The sequence below is a fragment of the Marinobacterium sp. NO-S09 genome (assembly GCF_059179545.1).
The window spans coordinates 260975-281333 of record NZ_CP168954.1; the positions used below are offsets into that span (position 1 = coordinate 260975).

18 protein-coding genes and 5 tRNA genes are annotated in these 20359 nt (G+C 56.3%); 12 read left to right on the forward strand and 11 right to left on the reverse strand.

Translation table 11 applies throughout. The features are described from left to right. Nucleotides 1-15: 15 nt before the first annotated feature. Entirely contained in the window at nucleotides 16-795 is a 780-nt protein-coding gene (locus tag O3C79_RS01360; RefSeq protein ID WP_494384523.1) for a sulfite exporter TauE/SafE family protein, read from the reverse strand. After that, nucleotides 795-2042 (reverse strand): EAL and HDOD domain-containing protein, encoded by a 1248-nt coding sequence (locus tag O3C79_RS01365; protein WP_494384524.1) that lies wholly within the window; start codon nucleotides 2040-2042, stop codon nucleotides 795-797. Before O3C79_RS01365 ends, O3C79_RS01360 begins: the two co-directional genes overlap by 1 nt. Nucleotides 2043-2181: 139 nt before the next feature. Between O3C79_RS01365 and O3C79_RS01370 the strand changes: the two genes are divergently transcribed. The 3 genes from O3C79_RS01370 to O3C79_RS01380 all read left to right on the forward strand — a co-directional run bounded on the left by O3C79_RS01370 (nucleotide 2182) and on the right by O3C79_RS01380 (nucleotide 6295). Further along, nucleotides 2182-2973 (forward strand): TIGR00266 family protein, encoded by a 792-nt coding sequence (locus O3C79_RS01370; protein WP_494384525.1) that lies wholly within the window; start codon nucleotides 2182-2184, stop codon nucleotides 2971-2973. A gap of 65 nt (nucleotides 2974-3038) precedes the next feature. After that, the gene (locus tag O3C79_RS01375; protein WP_494384526.1) at nucleotides 3039-5414 is read left to right on the forward strand and encodes a bifunctional diguanylate cyclase/phosphodiesterase; all 2376 of its coding nucleotides are present in this window, start codon (nucleotides 3039-3041) and stop codon (nucleotides 5412-5414) included. Next, a complete protein-coding gene (locus O3C79_RS01380; RefSeq protein ID WP_494384527.1) occupies nucleotides 5396-6295 on the forward strand; it encodes a hypothetical protein in 900 nt (299 codons plus the stop codon). Before O3C79_RS01375 ends, O3C79_RS01380 begins: the two co-directional genes overlap by 19 nt. A gap of 35 nt (nucleotides 6296-6330) precedes the next feature. Here O3C79_RS01380 and O3C79_RS01385 read toward each other — a convergent pair whose 3' ends face one another. The 5 genes from O3C79_RS01385 to O3C79_RS01405 form a co-directional block, all read right to left on the reverse strand. Next, nucleotides 6331-6882, reverse strand: a complete 552-nt coding sequence (locus O3C79_RS01385; RefSeq protein WP_010324405.1) for a hypothetical protein — start codon at nucleotides 6880-6882, stop codon at nucleotides 6331-6333. A gap of 174 nt (nucleotides 6883-7056) precedes the next feature. Continuing rightward, nucleotides 7057-7133: transfer RNA gene (locus O3C79_RS01390), tRNA-Asp, on the reverse strand. A gap of 9 nt (nucleotides 7134-7142) precedes the next feature. Beyond that, nucleotides 7143-7218: transfer RNA gene (locus O3C79_RS01395), tRNA-Asn, on the reverse strand. 12 nt (nucleotides 7219-7230) lie between these two features. After that, nucleotides 7231-7306: transfer RNA gene (locus tag O3C79_RS01400), tRNA-Thr, on the reverse strand. Between the two features lie 58 nt (nucleotides 7307-7364). Then, nucleotides 7365-7441: transfer RNA gene (locus O3C79_RS01405), tRNA-Arg, on the reverse strand. Between the two features lie 441 nt (nucleotides 7442-7882). Here O3C79_RS01405 and O3C79_RS01410 point away from each other — a divergent pair. The 5 genes from O3C79_RS01410 (at nucleotide 7883) to O3C79_RS01430 (ending at nucleotide 13357) form a co-directional block, all read left to right on the forward strand. Next, complete coding sequence (locus O3C79_RS01410) at nucleotides 7883-8308, forward strand: c-type cytochrome (RefSeq protein WP_494385767.1); 426 nt, start codon at nucleotides 7883-7885, stop codon at nucleotides 8306-8308. Between the two features lie 97 nt (nucleotides 8309-8405). Further along, complete coding sequence (locus tag O3C79_RS01415; protein WP_494384528.1) at nucleotides 8406-9251, forward strand: DNA ligase; 846 nt, start codon at nucleotides 8406-8408, stop codon at nucleotides 9249-9251. 152 nt (nucleotides 9252-9403) lie between these two features. After that, the gene (locus tag O3C79_RS01420; protein WP_494384529.1) at nucleotides 9404-10327 is read left to right on the forward strand and encodes a phosphate/phosphite/phosphonate ABC transporter substrate-binding protein; all 924 of its coding nucleotides are present in this window, start codon (nucleotides 9404-9406) and stop codon (nucleotides 10325-10327) included. After that, nucleotides 10324-12474 (forward strand): putative bifunctional diguanylate cyclase/phosphodiesterase, encoded by a 2151-nt coding sequence (locus tag O3C79_RS01425; protein ID WP_494384530.1) that lies wholly within the window; start codon nucleotides 10324-10326, stop codon nucleotides 12472-12474. Before O3C79_RS01420 ends, O3C79_RS01425 begins: the two co-directional genes overlap by 4 nt. Continuing rightward, nucleotides 12449-13357, forward strand: a complete 909-nt coding sequence (locus O3C79_RS01430; RefSeq protein ID WP_494384531.1) for a hypothetical protein — start codon at nucleotides 12449-12451, stop codon at nucleotides 13355-13357. The genes O3C79_RS01425 and O3C79_RS01430 overlap by 26 nt, the downstream gene beginning before the upstream one ends. A gap of 148 nt (nucleotides 13358-13505) precedes the next feature. Here the strand turns inward: O3C79_RS01430 and hisF are convergent, their stop codons facing one another. From hisF to hisB, 4 genes are read right to left on the reverse strand one after another with little or no spacing between them, the layout of a single operon-like run. Continuing rightward, on the reverse strand, nucleotides 13506-14279 hold the full coding sequence (gene hisF / locus O3C79_RS01435) for an imidazole glycerol phosphate synthase subunit HisF (protein ID WP_494384532.1): 774 nt from the start codon (nucleotides 14277-14279) through the stop codon (nucleotides 13506-13508). Between the two features lie 11 nt (nucleotides 14280-14290). Continuing rightward, nucleotides 14291-15031 carry a 1-(5-phosphoribosyl)-5-[(5-phosphoribosylamino)methylideneamino]imidazole-4-carboxamide isomerase gene (gene hisA, locus O3C79_RS01440; protein ID WP_494384533.1) on the reverse strand — a complete coding sequence of 247 codons (741 nt, stop codon included), beginning with the start codon at nucleotides 15029-15031 and terminating at the stop codon, nucleotides 14291-14293. Between the two features lie 51 nt (nucleotides 15032-15082). Continuing rightward, complete coding sequence (hisH, locus tag O3C79_RS01445; RefSeq protein ID WP_494384534.1) at nucleotides 15083-15730, reverse strand: imidazole glycerol phosphate synthase subunit HisH; 648 nt, start codon at nucleotides 15728-15730, stop codon at nucleotides 15083-15085. A 3-nt stretch (nucleotides 15731-15733) separates the two neighbouring features. Further along, nucleotides 15734-16327 (reverse strand): imidazoleglycerol-phosphate dehydratase HisB, encoded by a 594-nt coding sequence (gene hisB / locus O3C79_RS01450; protein ID WP_494384535.1) that lies wholly within the window; start codon nucleotides 16325-16327, stop codon nucleotides 15734-15736. Between the two features lie 145 nt (nucleotides 16328-16472). Between hisB and O3C79_RS01455 the strand changes: the two genes are divergently transcribed. The 4 genes from O3C79_RS01455 (at nucleotide 16473) to O3C79_RS01470 (ending at nucleotide 20089) form a co-directional block, all read left to right on the forward strand. Beyond that, nucleotides 16473-18632, forward strand: coding sequence for an AsmA family protein (locus tag O3C79_RS01455; RefSeq protein WP_494384536.1), 2160 nt, complete (start codon nucleotides 16473-16475; stop codon nucleotides 18630-18632). After that, nucleotides 18629-19672, forward strand: a complete 1044-nt coding sequence (gene mutY, locus O3C79_RS01460) for an A/G-specific adenine glycosylase (protein ID WP_494384537.1) — start codon at nucleotides 18629-18631, stop codon at nucleotides 19670-19672. The genes O3C79_RS01455 and mutY overlap by 4 nt, the downstream gene beginning before the upstream one ends. 14 nt (nucleotides 19673-19686) lie before the next feature. Beyond that, complete coding sequence (locus O3C79_RS01465) at nucleotides 19687-19959, forward strand: oxidative damage protection protein (RefSeq protein ID WP_010324417.1); 273 nt, start codon at nucleotides 19687-19689, stop codon at nucleotides 19957-19959. Nucleotides 19960-20013: 54 nt separating this feature from the next. After that, a tRNA-Phe gene (locus O3C79_RS01470) sits at nucleotides 20014-20089 on the forward strand. Nucleotides 20090-20359: the final 270 nt, after the last annotated feature.

Here is a 20359-nt window from a genome sequence, read left to right on the forward strand (position 1 = left end):
ATCCGGATGTCAGATTTAACCCAGCAGGCGGGGGAGCAGGGTCTCGCCCGCCTGCCACAGCAACCGTAGCGCCAGCAGGGTCACAACCACACGGAACAGGCGATTGAACCAGACCGATGATACCCGGTGCAGCAGGTTCAACCCGATCCAGGTGCCCAACATGCCGCTGAGCACCATCGCGACTATCAGTGGCAGCCAGTCGGCAAAGGAAAACCCCACCACCGAGAACACCACACCTTTGAGCAGGTGCTGACCGGTCATGGTGGTGGCGAAGGTCGCTACTGTCTGCATTTTGTCATGGCTGTGACGGTGTACAAAAGCCGCAACCAGCGGCCCGGTCGCACCGACAAACATGGAAAAGAAGGTCGTCAGGCCACCGGCCATCAGGGTTTTCAGCGGTGACAACGTCTTGGCTGCAGGCTTGGGCCCCCAGATCATCCACAGAATGAAGCCGCCTACGGCCAGCTGAATCAGTTCCAGCGGCAGCTGTACCACCACCAGTGACGCCAGCGCAGCACCGCAGGCAGCTCCTATCAGAAAGCGCCGACTCAATGGCCAGTCGATATGCTGACGCGTCATGACGGCGCGATTGGCATTAGACCCCAACTGGACAAGGCCATGCACTGGGATAAGTGCGGCAATGGGCACCAGCTGCGCCATGATCACCAACAGCAAGACACCCCCGCCAATACCCAGAGTGGCGGTCATGAGCGAGGTCAAACCCGCCATTGCCACCAGCAATAAAGCATCCAGTGGCAGCAGGTCGGCGGGAATCAAACTTAGTAGTTCGGGCATTAACCGTCCTGCATCGCCTGCAGGATCTGCTGTGCCCAGTTCAGGCTGTGGCGATAGGCCACTTCATAGAAGGGTCGGTCGAGACCGGTGTTGAGCTGGTCGAATTGGCCACGCTCATAGAATTCGATCTGTTTAAGCAACTCACCGTAGGAATGCTCCCGACTCAGCAGGGCGTCTTTCATCTCCTGCTGCAGTGGCACCTGGTCCATCAGATCATCCATGCTCATGTCGAGCAGGACATCCAACTGTGACAACAGGCCAACAATAAAGTGATTGATCGGCTCATCACGCCCCATCATCTCCGCCAGCAGCTCACAGAAGCGGCCTCGAATCAGCATGTTGCGGGTCAATTCATCCGGCTTGCTGCTGTCGCTGCTGGTCAGGAACAGCATCACCCAGCGCTTGATCTGGTCCACACCGAGCAGGGAAATGGCATGGGACAAAGAGCTGATTTCACGCTGCAGGTTGAAGGCCGCCGAGTTCACCACACGCAAAATACGGTAGGTGAGGGCAGGGTCATGCAGGGCTACCTGTTCGATCGACTGAGCCGTCGCGGCCGGCCGTTGCAGCTCTGCCAACAGTTGCAGCAGCACCACCTTGTTACCGGTGATCTTCTTGCCTTTCACCGGCTCCGGCTTGTTGAGGAAATACCCCATGTAGAGCGCGAAGCCCATCTCCAGACAGCGGCGAAATTCGTCCTGAGTCTCCACCTTATCCGCCAGCAACTCCAGCTGATAAGGACGCAAACGCTGCAGCAGCGCAGGAATGTTATCCATGCCCAGCAGCTGAATATCCAGCTTGAGCACATGCACAATATTGAGCAGAGGCTCGAACTTGGGATCACGCGGGTCATAGTCGGCCAGTGCCAGACGATAGCCCTGACGTGCCAGCCCTTTCACGCGGCTGATCAGCTCCGGGGTAATGTCGGAATGCCCCAGCAGCTCCAGCACAAAGCTCTCACGTGGCAACTCAGGCACATCATTATTGAGCAGGAAGCTGTCGGTCACTTTAAGGAAGCAGGGTACGGACCGGATGGCGCCTTTCTTGAAGATACTGGAGTAGGTACCCAGCAGGACACCCAGGGTGGCCTCCTCGTCCTTAAGCCCTTCAACAAAGCGGCCTTCAGAGTCACGGAACAGCAGCTCGAAGGCTACCACGTCCTGGCTTTTGGTATAGATGGGCTGACGCGCCATCAATACATCCAGCTGCGGCTCTTCTGCCATTAGTTTTGCACCGGTCGATGCCACTGATGTCTCCTTTTCAATGCGATGCGGACCCAAAACATTCGTTTGAGTATATCGGCTCTATCACAGGTCGAACAGTGCCTTGCTACCCCACCCGGTGAGCGGCATGATAAACGCCTACCCACTTAGCAGGAGCACGACGATGCGCTGTCATGAACTGGACTACGAGCTGATCGGCTCTGAAATGCAATTGGTCGAGGTGGAGCTGGACCCCAACGAGACCGTTATCGCCGAAGCCGGCGCCATGACCTACATGGAAGAAGACATCCAATTCGAGACACGCATGGGCGATGGCTCCAACCCGGATGAAGGTATTATGGGCAAGCTTTTTTCAGCCGGCAAACGGGTTTTCACCGGCGAGTCCATTTTTACCACACACTTTACCAATCAGGGCATTGGCAAGCGCCGCGTTGCTTTTGCAGCGCCTTATCCGGGCAATATCGTGCCGCTTAATATGGCTGAGCTGGGTGAACGCATCGTATGCCAGAAAGATGCCTTCCTCTGCGCCGCACTGGGTACCCGAGTCAGCATCACCTTCAACCGCCGTATCGGCGCCGGCTTTTTCGGCGGCGAAGGCTTTATCCTGCAAACCCTTGAAGGGGATGGCATGGCCTTTATTCAGGCCGGCGGTACCGTGATCAAAAAAGAGCTGAAGGGCGAAACCCTGCGCGTGGATACCGGTTGCCTGGTTGGTTTTACCGAAGGCGTCGAGTACGACATCCAGCGTGCAGGAGGCCTTAAATCAATGGTATTTGGTGGCGAAGGCCTGTTTTTGGCCACCCTGAAAGGTACCGGCACCGTCTGGTTACAGAGCCTGCCATTCTCACGCATGGCCGATCGCATACTGGCCCACGCACCCTCCAACGGCGGCAGTGACCAGGGCGAAGGGTCAGTCCTGGGCGGCATAGGTCGCATGATCGGTGGCGACCGCTAACCTCTCTGTACACTGGCCTCATCATCCCCTAATGTTTAAACGATATAACGGGAGATGATGAGGCTATGCCAAAGCCGTTCAAGAGGTTGCTGCAGGAGCGGCGACTCTCACTAAAAGTACTGGCAGCAATCCTGGTCTGCAGCAGCCTGGTAGCCTTGGCCGTGGCCAGCGTTCAACTCTACGCGCGTTACCTGTCTGATACTCAAGTGCTTGAAGAACGCCTGGCTGATGCCGAGGTGATGTTTCTGGACGACCTGAGAGAGTCACTCTGGCGCCTGGATGAACCACTCATAAAGCAAAACATTCGCTCCTTGACTCGCCTTCCCTTCATCAACAAAGCACAGCTTTTAACCTCGGAATTGAAGGTTTACTCGGCAGGCACAGACATCGAAAGTCCCTGGGTCAGCCAACGACGGTATGCAATCACCTATCACTTCGCCGGTCAGAAAGTGCCTCTGGGCGAGCTGGACATCTGGATTGATCAACGCTTTATTCTCGCCAACCTCAAACACCAGGCGTTGCAGACACTGGCTCTGCAAGCGGGCAAGACACTGATCGTATCCTTCCTCATACTCGCCATTCTGCACTTCTTCCTGTTTCGGCACCTGCGCACACTCTACCGCACCGCCATGACTCTCAGCACCGATGATCTGAACACCCCTTTCCAACTGAAGCGGCGCATTTCTCATCCCGATGAGCTGGGCAGTATGTGTGACGCGCTCGAAAACATGCGCCTGCGTATTCGCAGTGGTTTGGACGAAATCCACAACATGCAAAGCGAAATGCAGCGTGTGTTCATGGCCGCCAACAGCAGTCCCTCTGCCATCGCCATTTTCAACGCTGACAATGGCATACGGGTGTACAGCAATTCAGCCTATGAAAACTACTTTGAGGCTCGTAACCACCTGATGCAGCTGTTACACGTCATTGCACCCGATGAGCAGTTTCCTGAGTGGCTGGACAGACTAAAACACACCAGCCTTTGGAAAAATGAGCGTTTCTGGCCCGACAAAAAGCATCCACGCTGGCTCAGTACCCGCTGCCTGTTCTATCACACCGGCAGCGAAGAGCTGATTCTTGTCACCACCACGGATATCAGTGAGCTGCGCCTGGCGCGCGACCAGGCCCGTCACTTGCTGGAACATGACAGCCTGACGGGACTGCCCAATCTGCAGGTGGGCCTCAAGGAAGCCCGGGGCCTGCTGACAAAAGCCGGGAGCGAAGGCCTGCGCGTTGCGATGGTGACCTTTTCTCTGGAAGCCTATAAAGCGGTCAAGGAATCCTTTGGCAGCGAATTTGCCAACCAGTTGGTACAGGGCGTTTCCGAGCTGCTGGATACGTCATTGCCGGATGATGCCCAACTGGCACGCAGTGCGGATAATCAGTTTTTGTGTGTACAGGTATTGCACCAGGAAGGGAACGCTTATCTGTTACGTATGCTGGAACAGGTACGTGCCCTGCTGGCACAACCGATCCAGCTGCAGCGGCAGAACATCGACTGCGGCTTTTATGCCGGCGTGGCGCTTTATCCCCAGGATGGCGAGGATGTGGATACACTCTACCAGCGCGCTCTTTCTGCCTTACAGCAAGCCGAGAACCAGCGCGCTCGTATTCGACACTGCTTCTTTGACCCATCCATGGAAGGAGTCGCCTCACGCAAACTGAAGATTCAGAGTTTGCTCAACACCGGAACAGTGCTAGAAGAACTTGATCTGTACTATCAACCGCTCATCGATGCCACGAGCGGCCGCATTGTCAGCTTTGAAGCCCTGGCACGCTGGCACAATGCCGAGCTGGGCTATATTCCGCCTCCGGAATTTATCGCTGCAGCAGAGGACGGTGGACAGATTGTCGAACTGGGTGAGCTGATCATGCAGACCGCCTGCCTGCAACTGGCCAAATGGCGTCAATTGGTGCCTGAGCTCAAAATCAGCGTCAACATTTCGCCTCTACAGCTATTGGACCCGGCGTTCGAATCCATGGTCGCCAATGCGCTTCAGCTTGCGGGCTTATCCCCACAAGCTCTGAAGCTGGAAGTCACTGAGCAGTTGATGCTCCAGTCCAGTGATCAGGTATTACACAAACTGAACAGCCTGCAGTCACAGGGTATCCAACTGGCCATCGATGATTTTGGCAGTGGCTACGCTTCATTAAACTATCTCAGCAGCTATCCTTTTGAATTACTGAAAATCGACCAGTCTTTCATCATGGATATTATGCGGGAAGAACGCTTACTGACCCTGACGCGAACCATTACCGAACTGGCACACTCATTAGGTTTAAAAGTTGTTGCTGAAGGCGTGGAGACAGCCGAAATTGCCAGCCTGCTGCAAACGCTGGAGTGCGACCTGATGCAAGGCTACCTGTTCAGCCGCCCATTGCCGGTTGCCGAGGTTAGCAGCCTGTTAGAAAAAGGTGTCCCATGGCCTCCAAACGCCTGACAGTCCTGCTGCTGGCACTGACCCTTTGCTGGGCAAGCAATATCCAGGCTCAAATGCTAAGCATCCACTACCGACAAAGCGAGAGTACCAATGACGCTCGAGACAGCTATTTTCTAACCCTTCTGAACATGGCACTGGAAGAAACGCGTCATGATTACGGCTCCTTTGAGCTGATCAGGTCCGAAACCGGCACCTCCCATCAACGTGCTTTCGAGCTGGTCAGCTCGGGGCAGGGTCTGGACATTTTCTGGGGCATGAGCAGCATTCGTCGCGAGCACCTGGCGCATCCGGTGCCATTTCCACTCATGCGAGGATTATTGGCCGTTCGTGTCCCCCTGGTGCCAAAAAACAAAACGCAGATATTCAATGACATCGACAGCGTCAAAGCGCTCAGTGCATTGACCGCTGTACAAGGAGCCGGTTGGCCGGATACCCGAATCCTGCGACACAATGGTCTGCCCGTGCTGACATCAAGCCGGTATGAAAGTCTGTTCGACATGTTGCGAAGAGGACGCGCCGATTATTTCCCACGCAGCGTGATGGAAGTCTGGGACGAGCTGAACAGCCCATTGGGGCAGGATCTCAGTATCAGCTCAAAACTCCTGCTGGTCTACAAGGGGCCGATCTACTTCTTTGTCCACAAGGAAAATCATGCCTTGGCCGAGCGTTTACAGGTGGGGTTGGAGCGCTTATGGAGAAGTGGCCGTTTTAACAGCCTGTTTTTTTCCCGGCCTGAAATCAGGAAGGCCCTGTCCCTGATCAATAACCGTGGGTATCAGGTAATTCGCCTGTCCGCCCCCTGGCGACTGCCATCACTGGACAAAGTCCAGGATGCATACTGGCTGCCGTTGCCGGCACAGGCACGTGAACAGCGCAGGTAGCCTGTACATCGAGCAGGCTACCTGACCAGACCACATTACATGTTGTGCTGTTTGAACGCCTGCATCAGCTCAACCGGCTTCTGCTTTTTATTGTCGCTGCGCAGCACGTACACCAGCGTCTCGCCTTTGGGACCCGCGCCGATCTGGGTAAAACGCAGCGGTGCTTCACCCGTGGCACGGACAGCTTCCATGTCGGCCAGGCTATCGAAAATGTAGATGCGGCCCTCCATGCGCATTTCGCCATAGAACCCTTCCGCCGGCTTCAGGTTACCGTGGTACAGGTTGTAGCCGGCAATCTTGTCGTAGGTTTTCTTTTTGTCTGCGCCGGTGACACCGAATACCAGGGTCTCGCCCTTGGGGCCAGCACCGATAAAGGTCTGGCGGAAGGAGGTTTCACCCACTTCCAGGTACTGTTTGTAGGTGGCCAGATCATCGAACACATGTACTCGGCCATCGTGGTGAACTTCGTACAGGTCTTCGTTGTTCAGATCCATCTGCGCAGCGGACTGTTCGGTTTTGGTACCGGTGGTGCAGGCAGTGATTGCAGCGACAAGGCCGCCCAGAATGGCTGTTTTGAGTACTCGCATCAAAATCTCCCAGAAAAAGTCAGGCAATAGGCAAACCCTGAGCCTAACGTCGGAGTATTTCGATTATTTTACAGCCGGCAGATCAATCCCGGGCATCAGGCGTTAGAGCACAGTAAAAACGCTTTTCAACGGGAGAGGTAACAAATCGAGCCCATGGATATGGGATAAATGAAGTGGCGGAACGGACGGGACTCGAACCCGCGACCCCCTGCGTGACAGGCAGGTATTCTAACCAACTGAACTACCGCTCCGCATCAGGATGGCTCCTCGAGCTGGACTCGAACCAGCGACCAATAGATTAACAGTCTACTGCTCTACCAACTGAGCTATCGAGGAATACCCTGTAAATGGTGCCGGCACCAAGAGTCGAACTCGGGACCTACTGATTACAAGTCAGTTGCTCTACCAACTGAGCTATACCGGCACTTTAACTGAATGACCCAAGAGCCAATCCAATCGCGCAAAGCATCTTCACATAAAAATGGCGCGCCTGGAGGGATTCGAACCCCCGACCAACAGGATCGGAACCTGCTACTCTATCCAGCTGAGCTACAGGCGCCAATGGAAGTGTTTGCGGGCAGCAATGTTACCTGTTCGGCAGCGCTTTGCAAGTTCTCCGTAATAGTCTTGTCATTGCTTATTCAAGGGCCCTGCCGCACTGGCCAGGCTAACCTGAGGTGCTACTCTGGTTGTGATCTGCCCCTGGAGTTGATCCCGACGAAAAAGGCGCAGGCTCGGTCATGCTGGCAAAATCCAGGCTATACATGCCCCGTTCGGAGCTGCATAACGCCATAAATAGAAGCTTTTGCAGCCGGCAATCGACAGAAAGATCGAATGCTGTTTTAGCGCAATTTCCGTACGGGCATTTTTGCCGGTATAATCCCCGATCAGATTTTGAGAGCGCAGTCATGTCTGCATCAGGTCCCAGCCACAGGCACTCCAAGGCCTTCAGCCAGGCATCACTGCTCCGACAACTTACTCAAGTGATGAGGTCGTGACTGTGAAAAAATTTGCTGCCAAAGCTGCATCCGCACTCTGTGCATTCGGTCTGGGTATGGCGCTGACTGCGTCCGTTCAGGCAGCTACCGATGAAGCCATTATCGAACGCATCAAACCGGCAGGTTCTGTATGTGTTCAGGGCGACGACAGCTGTGGTGGCGCTGCTGCAGCGGCTCCGGCATCTTCCGGCGGTGCTCGCTCCGGTGAAGAGATCTACACTGGCAAGTGTGCTGCCTGCCACGCCAGCGGCGTTCTGGGTGCACCGAAGTTCGGCACCAACGAAATGCAGCTGCGTCTGGACGAGAAAGGCATGGAGACTCTGCTGTCTCACGCCATCAACGGTTTCAACGCAATGCCGCCGCGCGGCACCTGCGCTGACTGTTCTGACGACGAAATCCAGGCCGCTATCGATCATATGCTGCAGTAATATGATGATCGCCTGAACCCAAAAAGGGCTGCTTCGGCAGCCCTTTTTGTTATGTGCCGGTCACGGATCGACCGGCTTTTCATTCAAGGAGAGAACAATGCTCAAATATCCTGCCCTGATACTGGCTGGCCTGGTGGCTGTGCCTGCCCAGGCTGACGCGGAACTGACTCTCATGCACGGCATGGAGATCGGCGACCAGCTCAGCCAACCGGAAGACCTTGCCAACTGGCTGGTCAGTGAAAAATTCGATGGTGTACGCGCCTACTGGAACGGTCAGCAACTCCTGACCCGCAGCGGTTACCCCATTCATACGCCACCCGGCTTTACAGATGGCTGGCCAGGCCAGCATCTTGAAGGCGAATTGTGGATCGGATATGGCCAATTTTTCCGGCTGTCCGGACTGGTTCAGCGTTACGATACCCAACCCGATGACTGGCAAGACGTACGCTTTATGGTGTTTGATCTGCCCCAGTGGCCCGACACCTTCGCCGGCCGTCAGCAGCGTTTGCAACAGTTGCTAAAGAGTCATCCCGTCCCGCTCAACCTGAAGCTTGTCCCGCAATACTCGGGCCTTGATGAAGCTGCCTTGCAGGCTCGGTTACAGCAGGTTCTGGCCAAAGGCGGTGAAGGACTGATGCTGCACCGTGCCAACGCACTCTATCAGTTGCAGCGTACGGCCGACATTCGCAAGCTGAAACCCTTTCAGGATGCCGATGCCAAAGTGCTGGCGCATCTGCCGGGCAAGGGTAAATATACCGGTATGCTGGGTTCAGTTCAGGTCGAGCTGGAGGATGGCACCCGGTTGAAAATCGGTTCCGGCTTCAGCGATGCCGAACGCGCCGACCCACCACCTATCGGAAGTACCATCACCTTCAGATATAACGGCCTGACCCGTCATGGCAAGCCTCGCTTTGCCCGCTTTCTTCGAATAAGGCCAGACTAGGAGAGTTGTGAACAAGTCTATAGCGACTCAGCCTGGCCCTTAAGCCTGAGATGCCATTGACTTATTCATAGCCTCTCTGGATCAAGACAGCAGTCATCGGCATGTTGGAACTATGGTATAAAACAGGCCTCTCGAGTAGGATCAACCTGATAATGACTACTCCAAGCGTACCGGCCATGATGACACGCCTCCTGCTGCACCCGACGGTCACTCTGCTCTGTTGTCTTGGGCTGATGTTGTCCTCACTGCCGGCATCAGCCAAGACACTGGTGCTGGCCCAGATCAGTGACCGCCCCAAGAAAGACTTCCGCCAACTAAGACCCATGGCCGACCACATTCAGCCCTTGCTGGCGCACTTGGGTTACGACCGAGCCGATGTAGAGCTTTTCCCGGATATGGAATCCCTCATGTCTGCCATCCGCCAGGGCCGGGTGCACTGGGTGTCGGAGACTGCTCTGACCTCCGCCAAACTGGTCCAGGCCGGGTTGGCCAGCCCGGTAGCGCTGAAGTGGAAACGTGGTCAGGAAGAATATCGCAGCCTGATTTATGTGCGTAAGAACAGCCCGGTAGAAACCCTGGCGGATTTGCAGGGACAGCGTGTTGCCTTTGAACACCCGAACTCGTTCAGCAGTTATTACCTGCCCGCCTTTGTAATGAAGGAGGCTGGCTTGAACCTGCAACAGCTGGATACCCCCACCAGTAGCGTCGCACCGGACAAGGTTGGCTATATTTTCAGCCGAAATGAACGTAACAATCTGCTCTGGGTACACAAATCGATCGTCACCGCCGGCAGCCTCAACGACGGCGACTGGCAGCACCCACAGCGTTTGCCTGAAGGCCCTAAACAGGCCATGCGCATCATCCATCGCTCTGCGGCTTATCCAAGGGCTTTTGAACTGGCAACTTCAGCACTTTCGCGTGAAGAGCGCCAGGCTCTCAAGGAGGCGCTGCTATCGCTGAACCCTGAGGAGCACGCAAACCTGCTGGCACGCTATGAACAGACCGAACGCCTGACGCCAGTCACTCAGGAACACACAACGCTATTACAACAGCTGGACCTGAGCATCCTGCCATGAAAGTACGCATATTGACGTCGTTGGCTAACCGGCTGACGCTGGGGTTTACCCTGCTGGCCTGCATTCTGGTCGCAATCATGCTGGTGACTCTGCACCACAGCCTGAACCGTTTTACAGAAGACACCATTCAGCAGGGTAAACAGCAGTTGGCAGAAGCCCTGCGGGCGCAATTGGAACAAGACGCCCAGCTCCTGTCCCGAACCCTGAGCTCTCATCTAAGCATCCCTCTCTATCATCTGGATCTCAGTGCTATCGAAAAACAGCTGTCGCTGGTCCGCCAGCACCGCAGCCTTGAGTATGCTTACCTGTTCAGCCGTGAAGGCCGGTTAATCCACGACGGCAGCGAGACCATCCCCGAGTTTGGCCTCGCCATGAAGTCACTCACTCCACTGTCACCTGAGTCCGACCTGCACTACGCCTGGCACGGTCAAACCCTGCATCTGCTGCAGCCGGTGATGACCTCCAGCCAACGCTCTGGCTACCTGGCACTGGGTGTGGACTTCACCCGAGCACTGACCGCGCTGGACCGTCATGGCGAAGTGATCGGTGCCAGCGCGGAAGCCACCTCAGAAAACACCTTCAATGAGCTGTTTCTGATCGCCTTGCTGGTTCTGGCCGTGACAATCTGGTTCATGTACCGCTTCTGTCGTCACCAGTTTGCACCGCTGCAGGAACTGACACAGAAGAGCATCGCCTTTGGTGAGGGTGACCGCAGTGTCCGCTTTGGTGTGGCCCAGTCCGGCGAATTGGGCCTGCTTGGCAATGCACTGGAGCGGATGCGCCTGAGCCTGGAACAAAGCCACCACCAAACCACCCAGCTTGCCTATCTGGATAACCTGACCCAGCTGCCCAACCGGCACTGGTTCCAGCAGTCACTTGAACGCCTGCTGGAGCTTAGCCGCCAGAATCAGCAGCGCATGGGTGTTGTCTTTATTGACCTGGACCACTTCAAGGAGGTCAACGATACAGCGGGCCACGACATGGGCGACCTGCTGCTGTTCGAGGCGGCCGCACGTCTGCGCAACCTGCTGATAGAGATGGATATTTTCGCCCCCGACACAGAGGAGCCACTGCTGGCACGCCTGGGTGGCGACGAATTCGTAACGCTGTACCCGGACCTCCAGCATACCGAGCAGCTATCGGAGCTCGCACGACGTATTGCTCAGACACTGGATGAGCCTTTCCTGATCGATGGCCGTTACTTCAACATTTCCAGCAGCATCGGCATCACTATCTATCCGGACGACGGTAACAGCAGCAGCGAGATTCTCAAGCATGCCGACATTGCCATGTATGCGGCCAAGCAGAGCGGGCGTAATCAGTACGCCTTCTTCTCCATGCAAATGAATCACCAGCTGCAGCAACGTATCGAAACCATTCAGGGGGTGCGCACCGCACTGGACCAGGGCCATTTCCACCTGGAATACCAGCCGGTGGTCGACTTGAGCACCAACCGCATCCGTGCCGCCGAAGCCCTGCTGCGATGGAATCACCCCGAACGGGGCATGATCCCGCCCGGGCTATTTATTCCCGTAATAGAAGACTCCGATCTGATCGAGCCCGTCACCCAATGGGTGGCCCAGCAGGCCGTACGTGACCTGCTGACCCTGCAGGCACTGAAGCCGGGGTTTGCCATTTCGATCAATATCTCCGGCGCAGCACTGCATCAGGAAAGTACGCGCGACTTCCTAACCGACCTGAAACAGCGTGAGCAGGTGCCGGACTACTGCCTGAGCATAGAGCTGACCGAGACCAGCATGATTCGCCATCTGGATGATTGCCGCCAGACACTCAAGCAGTGGAAGGATGCCGGCATGAATATCTGGATTGATGATTTTGGTACCGGGTATTCCTCGCTGAGTTACCTGCACCAGCTACCCATTGACGGCCTCAAGATAGATCGCAGTTTTACCCGTGACCTCAAGCCGGACAGCAGTAATTCACTGGTCGCAACCGTACTGACACTGGCCGAGTCCATGCAGCTGCAGGTGGTTGCCGAAGGCATCGAAACGGACTCCCAGCTGGAATGTTACCGCCGCCTCGGCAGCCGTTATGGCCAGGGGTTCGGCCTTTACCGCCCCATGCCCTATAACGACTTGAAAGCCCTATTGGAAACAACCGATGAAGTACACACTGCCACTTCTTAGCCTGTGTCTGCCCATGCTGGCACAGGCCATGGACCTGGAGCTCAAGACGGACCTGGAGTACAACCGCTCCCCATCCAGCAACACCATCAAGTACAACGATGGCGAGTTCGACGAGCGCGATTATCGGCGCAAGGAAAAATACGAAAGCAAAACCCTGTTCCTGCTGAACCAGCCGGTCAATGAACGTCTGGAGTGGCAAGCCCGACTGGGCATGCAATATGAGCGAACCCGCGATACCAAAAAGGAGTACCGCGAGGATGACTCACTGAAAAAAGACAAAAGCCGGACCGAATGGCAGAACACCCCGATTATCGGTCTGGGCTTTGACTGGGAAATTGGCCGCGCACTGGGGGGCTATCATTGGCGGATACAGGGCTATCATGACCGCCTGTTCGATATTGAATACAAGGCCACCAGTCTGGCAGAAGATGCCAAACCCAGAGCTGGCCGCGGCGCCGGTTACGAAACACGCCTGCGCTTGCAGGGCGAATACATGACGCCTGTCAGCAGCCTGTTTGTAACGCCCCGGCTGGAGGTAAAGCACGAGCGCTACCAGCAATGGTATGACTCGGCCCGTGCACGTGAAGAGGATGCCGAGCAGGAGCTGCAGTACGAAGCCAGTCTCTGGCTCAACTGGATTCCGCCGGTGGATGGCTGGGAAGTGACTTTCGGTCCCACCTGGCAACGGGAAAACAAGGCGGAACGTGACAGCGACACTCACCGCTGGGAATGGGAAGATGAGGAGCGCTGTCAGGCACGCGTGCAGCTGGAATACGAAACACCGATGCCGGGGTTCGAGTTTGAATTCAAGGTGGAGCGCGATCTGAACGGCCCCGATGAGGACAAGATGAAGTATGAAGTGGGGTTAAGCTACGAGTTCTAACACAGGCTAATGAAAAACTATCTGCGTTACCGAGGACATCGTTAAAAACAGGCTCAAAATGCTCATTTAGTTCACTAAACTGCGCTTTCTCGCCTGTTTTTGCCTTGCCTCGGCGGCCTCGATAACGTTTTTCAAATAGCCTGATTACTCAAAGGCGGACTTCAATCCCGCGTTCGCGCATGTACTCTTTCGCCTGCGGAATGCTGTACTCGTTGAAGTGGAAGATCGATGCCGCCAGCACCGCATCCGCCTTGCCTTCGATACAGCCTTCCACCAGATGGTCCAGATTCCCCACACCTCCGGAGGCGATCACCGGCACATGTACGGCTTCGCTGATGGCGCGGGTGACGCCGATATCATAGCCGCTCTTGACGCCATCCTGATCCATGGAGGTCAGCAAAATCTCGCCGGCACCCAGCTCAACCATTTTCTTCGCCCACTCAACCGCATCCAGATCGGTCGGCTTGCGGCCACCATGGGTGAAGATCTCCCACTTGTCCGGCTCGCCCGGCTGGCTGACCTTCTTGGCATCGATCGCCACAACGATACATTGGCTACCAAATCTTTCCGCTGCTTCGCGTACGAAGTCAGGATTTTTCACCGCCGCGCTGTTGATCGATACCTTATCGGCACCGGCATTGAGCATGGTGCGGATGTCTTCACAGGTACGGATACCGCCACCAACGGTCAGCGGGATAAACACCTGTGACGCCATCTTCTCCACGGTATGTACCATGGTGTCGCGGCCTTCGTGGGTCGCGGTAATATCGAGGAAGGTGATCTCGTCGGCACCCTGCTCATCGTAGCGCTTGGCCACTTCCACCGGGTCGCCGGCATCACGGATATCGAGGAATTTCACCCCTTTCACCACTCGGCCGTTTTCCACGTCGAGGCAGGGAATAATGCGTTTTGCCAGTGCCATATCCGGTCCTCTTACTTGGCGGTCAGCTCGTCGCTCAGGGTCTGAGCTTCGGCCACATCCAGCGTACCTTCATAGATGGCACGGCCGGTTATGGCGCCCAGAATGCCCTGATCCGCCACTTCAGCCAGCGCCTTGATATCGTCGATGTTGGTGACGCCCCCAGATGCGATCACCGGGATGCCCGCTTCACGGGCCAGCTCAACCGTGGCATCCACGTTCACACCCTGCATCATGCCGTCACGGCTGATATCGGTATAGACAATGGCGCTGACGCCATCGTTCTTGAAGCGCTTGGCCAGATCCACCGCTTTAACGTCGGTGATTTCAGCCCAGCCATCAATCGCCACGTAACCGTCCTGAGCGTCCAGACCCACAATGATGTGGCCCGGGAACTGCTTGCACATCTCGGTCACGAAGTCCGGCTCTTTCACCGCCTTGGTACCGATGATGACGAACTCAACACCTGCATCCAGGTAAGCCTGGATGATTTCGGCAGAGCGAATGCCGCCACCAATCTGAATCGGGAGATCCGGATAGGCTTCGGCGATCTTTTTAACGATCTCGCCGTTAACCGGCTCGCCGGCAAAGGCACCGTTGAGGTCAACCAGATGCAGACGACGGCAACCGGCCTCGACCCATTTGGCGGCCATCTCAACCGGGTTATCGGAGAATACAGTGGAGTCATCCATGCGGCCCTGACGCAGGCGTACACAGGCACCATCTTTGAGGTCAATCGCGGGAATAATCAGCATAAGGGTTGAATCCGGAATCAGTCTCTAAAAGTTGTCGGGCGAATGTTTAGCTCAAGGCTGGCCATTCCAGTTAAGGAAATTCTGCAGCAGTTGCAGGCCTACCTTTTGGCTTTTCTCCGGGTGGAACTGCACCGCAAAGACGTTATCGCGAGCGATGGCCACGTCGAAGTCCACACCATAGTTGCAAGTCGCGGCGACCAGGTCGTTCTGCTGCGATTTCACGTAATAGCTATGCACGAAGTAGAAACGGCTGCCGTCTTCGATATTGGCCCAGAGCGGATGATCCTGCGTCTGGTATACCTGGTTCCAGCCCATATGGGGCACTTTCAAACGCTCGCCATCGGTATCCTTGAGGTCATCGCCAAAGAAATTGACTCGCCCTTCAAATTCACCCAGACAATCGACGCCGTTGTTCTCCTCGGAGAACTGCATCAGTGCCTGGTAGCCAACACAGATACCCAGAAAAGGCTTGCCGGAGGCGATCGCCTCGCGCACCTCAGCATCCACGCCCAGACGTCGGATTTCAGCCATGCAATCACGAATGGCGCCAACACCAGGCAGCAACACGCGGTCAGCTGTGCGCACCTGTTCAGGGTCAGCCGTCACACGGACTTCTACACCGGGCTGCACATGCTCCAGCGCCTTGGCAACGGAGTGCAGGTTGCCCATACCATAGTCAATTACTGCAATACTGCTCATCGCTTAGAGACACCCTTTGGTAGACGGCATCATGCCCTTGCCACGCGGATCGACTTCCAGCGCCATGCGCAGTGCGCGGCCAAAGGCCTTGAAGATGGTTTCCGCCTGGTGATGGGTATTTTTGCCCTTCAGGTTATCGATGTGCAGGGTCACCATGGCGTGGTTGACGAAGCCATGGAAAAACTCGGAGAACAGATCCACATCGAAGCTGCCGACGCGGCCACGGGTGAACTCCACATCCATTTCCAGGCCCGGACGGCCGGAGAAGTCGATAACAACACGGGACAGGGCTTCATCCAGCGGCACGAAGGCGTGGCCGTAACGGAAGATGCCTTTCTTGTCGCCTACGGCCTGCTTGAACGCCTGACCCAGCGTGATGCCGATGTCTTCAACCGTGTGGTGGTCATCTATATGCAGGTCGCCGATCGCGCTGATCTCCAGATCGATCAGGCCATGTCGGGCAATCTGATCCAGCATGTGATCAAGAAAGGGGACACCAGTATCCACGTCCAGCTGTCCGGTGCCATCAAGGTTAACCGCTACGGTAATCTGCGTTTCCAACGTATTGCGGGTTACCTGGGCTTTGCGCTCGGCCATTTTTCTCTCCGCCTGGGGTTTCCGAAAGCGCTCATTATACATCCAACGGCACCGTAACGGCAGGCTCATCCACCCATGCCAATCGGCAAGTCAGATCCGCTATACTGCCGGTGTCTAATGTGCAGGGAAACAACGGGACCTCGTCATGAAAGCATTCAAGTGGATTTTTGGCCTGCTACTGGGGCTGGTAGTACTGGTAGGCGTCGCATTGACGGTGCTGGCAATGGTGATCGACCCCAATGACTATAAGGATGATATCCGCCAGACGGCGCTGGATAACGCCGGTGTCGAGCTGGAGCTGGATGGTGATATCGGCTGGTCTTTTTTCCCCTGGCTGGCGCTGGAACTGAACGCCGTTGGCGTGGGTTACCCAGAACAGCCTCAGGTCGGACGCCTGCAGCGCGTTGAAGTCTCCGTCAGTATTCCCGCACTGCTGCGACAGGAACTGCAGATGAACCGCCTGCTGGTGGATGGTCTCAGCCTGAACCTGGTACAGAAGGCCGATGGCAGCAATAACTGGCAGCCGGCGGCACCCAGCAGTGCTGAACCAGCCAGTGAGAGCGCATCCGACACCTCGACTGGCAGTTCGACCGAACCCACCCCGCTGGCCCTGAACATCGAAGCCATTGAAGTACGCAATTCGGCCTTGAGTTTCACCGATGAAGGCAGCGGCACCCGTTCTGAACTTGCCGAACTCAACCTGACCACCGGTCGCATCAGCACCGAACAGGCCATTCCACTGGAGTTGTCATTTGCCCTGCGCCAGTTTGCCAGTGATCAGTTGCAGCTGAGCTCTCAGGTCGAGCTGGATACCGATGTTCTGCTGAACCTGACCCGTCAGCATTACCAGCTCTCCGACCTCAGCACCCGCTTTCAGCTGCTGCAGGGCGCAAGCCTGCCTGCCGAGCTGCAAGCAGCTTTGGCGGCCAGTAAGCTGGACATTCGCCTCAATGAACAACATCTGGCCATCCACGACCTGCAAATCAAGTCGGACCCGGTCCAGGTCGATGGCGAACTCAATGTGGAAAACTTCAGCCAGCCGCAGATTACCGGTCAGATCAGCAGCAACAGTATCAATCTTAAGCAGCTACTGGAAAAACTGGGCCAGGCAGCGCCCGAAACCGCCAACGACAAGGCACTGACCAACCTGTCTTTCAGCGCCAGCATTAACGGCACCGCCGACGCTATCAGTCTCAAGCCACTGACGCTCAAGCTCGATGACACTCAACTGGACGGCGAAGCCAGCCTGGCGCTGACGACCCAGGCCATTGGGCTCAAGTTGAAAGGCAACGACCTGAACGTCGATCATTACCTGCCACCCAAGGCAACCGCTGACAATACTCCGAAGCAAAGCGAAGAGGACACCCCGGCCACCAGGACACCCCAGGAGTGGCCCAAGGATGAGATCGTGCCGCTGGAGCCCCTGCGCGCGCTGAACCTGAATGCCGTCCTGGATATGGACAGCCTCACCATCAATGGTATCGAACTGGGCCAGCCGGGACTGAGCCTGAGTGCCGATGCCGGCCTGATCCAGCTGACCCGTTTCAACGCTAAGGTATTTTCGGGGCAGGCCAAGGCCAGTGCCCGTATCGATGCCCGTAAGGCACCACTGAAAGTAAGCGTCAACAAACAGCTGACCAACCTGGAGATGGGCGAAGCTCTGCAAACCCTGGCCAATAACGACACCCTGGCCGGCAAGTTCAGCGCCAGCACCGATCTGAGCATGAGCGGCCAATCCATCCACGCCTGGGTGAACTCCCTCAATGGCAACGCTCGTATTCAAATGGCAGAAGGTGTGATTAACGGTATCGATGCGGCCCAGTCCCTGTGTCAGGGCATCAATAATGTATCCGCCTTCTGGGTGGATGCCGAACAGGTGGACAAATCCACGCCCTTCGCCGATATGAGCGCCAGCTTCGCTATCCGCAACGGCGTGGTCAGCAACCAGGACCTGAGCGCAAAGCTGGATGCCATCAGTGTCGCCGGCAAGGGCAGTATCAACCTGCCGCAGCAGACGCTGAATTATCGCGTCGGGGCGACCGTGGAGAACAATCTGTTCAACGAGAGCTGCTCGGTAAACAACCGTCTGGAAGGGCTGGAAGTTCCCGTTGACTGTAAAGGCAGCTTCTACGATGAGCCCGCCAAACTCTGCCGTCTGGATACCCGTTTCATCACCGATATCCTCAAGGCCGAAGCCAAACGCAAGGTAGAAGAAAAAGTGAACGAAAAACTGGAAGAGAAACTCAAGGATAAGCTGGGCGAAGAGGGCGCAGGCAAGCTGCTGAAGGGGCTTTTCGGACAATGACACCTGATCAGTTTCACACTGCCGTGCTGGAATGGTTTGACCGGCATGGCCGCCATGATTTGCCCTGGCAGGCGGAAAAAACCGCCTATTTCACCTGGATCTCCGAGATCATGCTGCAGCAGACCCAGGTGAAAACCGTTATCCCCTATTTCGAACGTTTCATCGAACGCTTTCCCACGGTGCACGACCTGGCCGATGCCGAGCAGGACGAAGTGCTGCACCTCTGGACCGGGCTGGGCTATTACGCCCGTGCACGTAACCTGCACAAGACCGCCCGCATCGTCAGCCGCGAGCTCGGCGGCGAGTTCCCGACAACAGTAGACGACATGGAAGCCTTGCCCGGTATAGGCCGCTCCACTGCCGGTGCCATCGTTTCCATCTCCACCGGCAACCGCGCCGCCATTCTGGATGGCAACGTCAAGCGAGTGCTGGCGCGTTTCTACGCCATCGAAGGCTGGCCCGGCTCGCCTGCCGTGATGAAAGAGCTGTGGGGCTACGCCGAACGCAACACTCCGCACCAGCGCGTGGGCGACTACACCCAGGCGATGATGGACCTGGGCGCAACCCTCTGCACCCGCAGCAAGCCCAGCTGCCTGCTGTGCCCACTGCAGTCGCATTGTGAAGCCAAAGCACTGAGCCTGACCGACAAGTTGCCGTCACCACGGCCGAAGAAAACCCTGCCGGTCAAGCAGACGCTCATGCTGATGATCCGCAACGACGCCGGTGAAGTACTGCTGCACCAACGACCACCCAGCGGCATCTGGGGCGGGCTCTGGAGCCTGCCGGAAGTAGCTGACTTGCGCGATGCGCCGGCGACACTGGGGGTCGAGCTGGAGCCTGATGCCACTGAAGTGCTGGAGCCGCTGCGCCACACCTTCAGTCACTACCATCTGGACATCACCCCGGCCAGAGTGACGCTGAAAAGCCCTACAAACTCTGTCATGGAAGGCGCGCCGGCACTCTGGTATAACGTGGACCAACCCGCAAATATTGGTCTGGCAGCCCCGGTCAAGCGACTGCTTGAGCGCTACGCCAGCTGACACCGGAGATCGACATGACACGCACCGTTTTCTGCCGCAAATACAAACAGGAACTGGAAGGCCTGGAGCGTCCGCCGTACCCCGGCGAACTGGGCCAGAGCATTTTCGACAATGTATCCAAAAAAGCCTGGCAGGAGTGGACCGACCACCAGACCATGCTGATCAATGAAAAGCACCTGAGCCTGATGGACCCGGAAAGCCGCAAGTACCTGCAGCAGGAGATGGAGAAGTTCCTGTCGGGCGAAGAGTACGACAAGGCTGACGGTTACGTACCGCCGGAAAAATAATTTCAAATTATTGCTTGACCGTTCAGGGGGTTTCCGGTTTAATACGCCCCCGTTGCCCGGATAGCTCAGTCGGTAGAGCAGGGGATTGAAAATCCCCGTGTCGGTGGTTCGATTCCGCCTCCGGGCACCAAAATTTCACAAAAGAGCCTCGCGTAAGCGGGGCTTTTTTGTTTCTGCCTTTTGGAACCACCAACCCAGTGCTTCGATCATGCACATCTTCCAGGAGGGATTGAAAATCCCCGTCTCGGTGACCGAAGGTGGCCCCGTTCGATTCCACCCCCGGGCACCAAAATTTCACAAAAGAGCCTCGCGTAAGCGGGGCTTTTTTGTTTCTGCCTTTTGGAACCGCCAACCCTGTGCCTGTACCATGCACAGCTTCCAGAAGGGATTGAAGATCCCC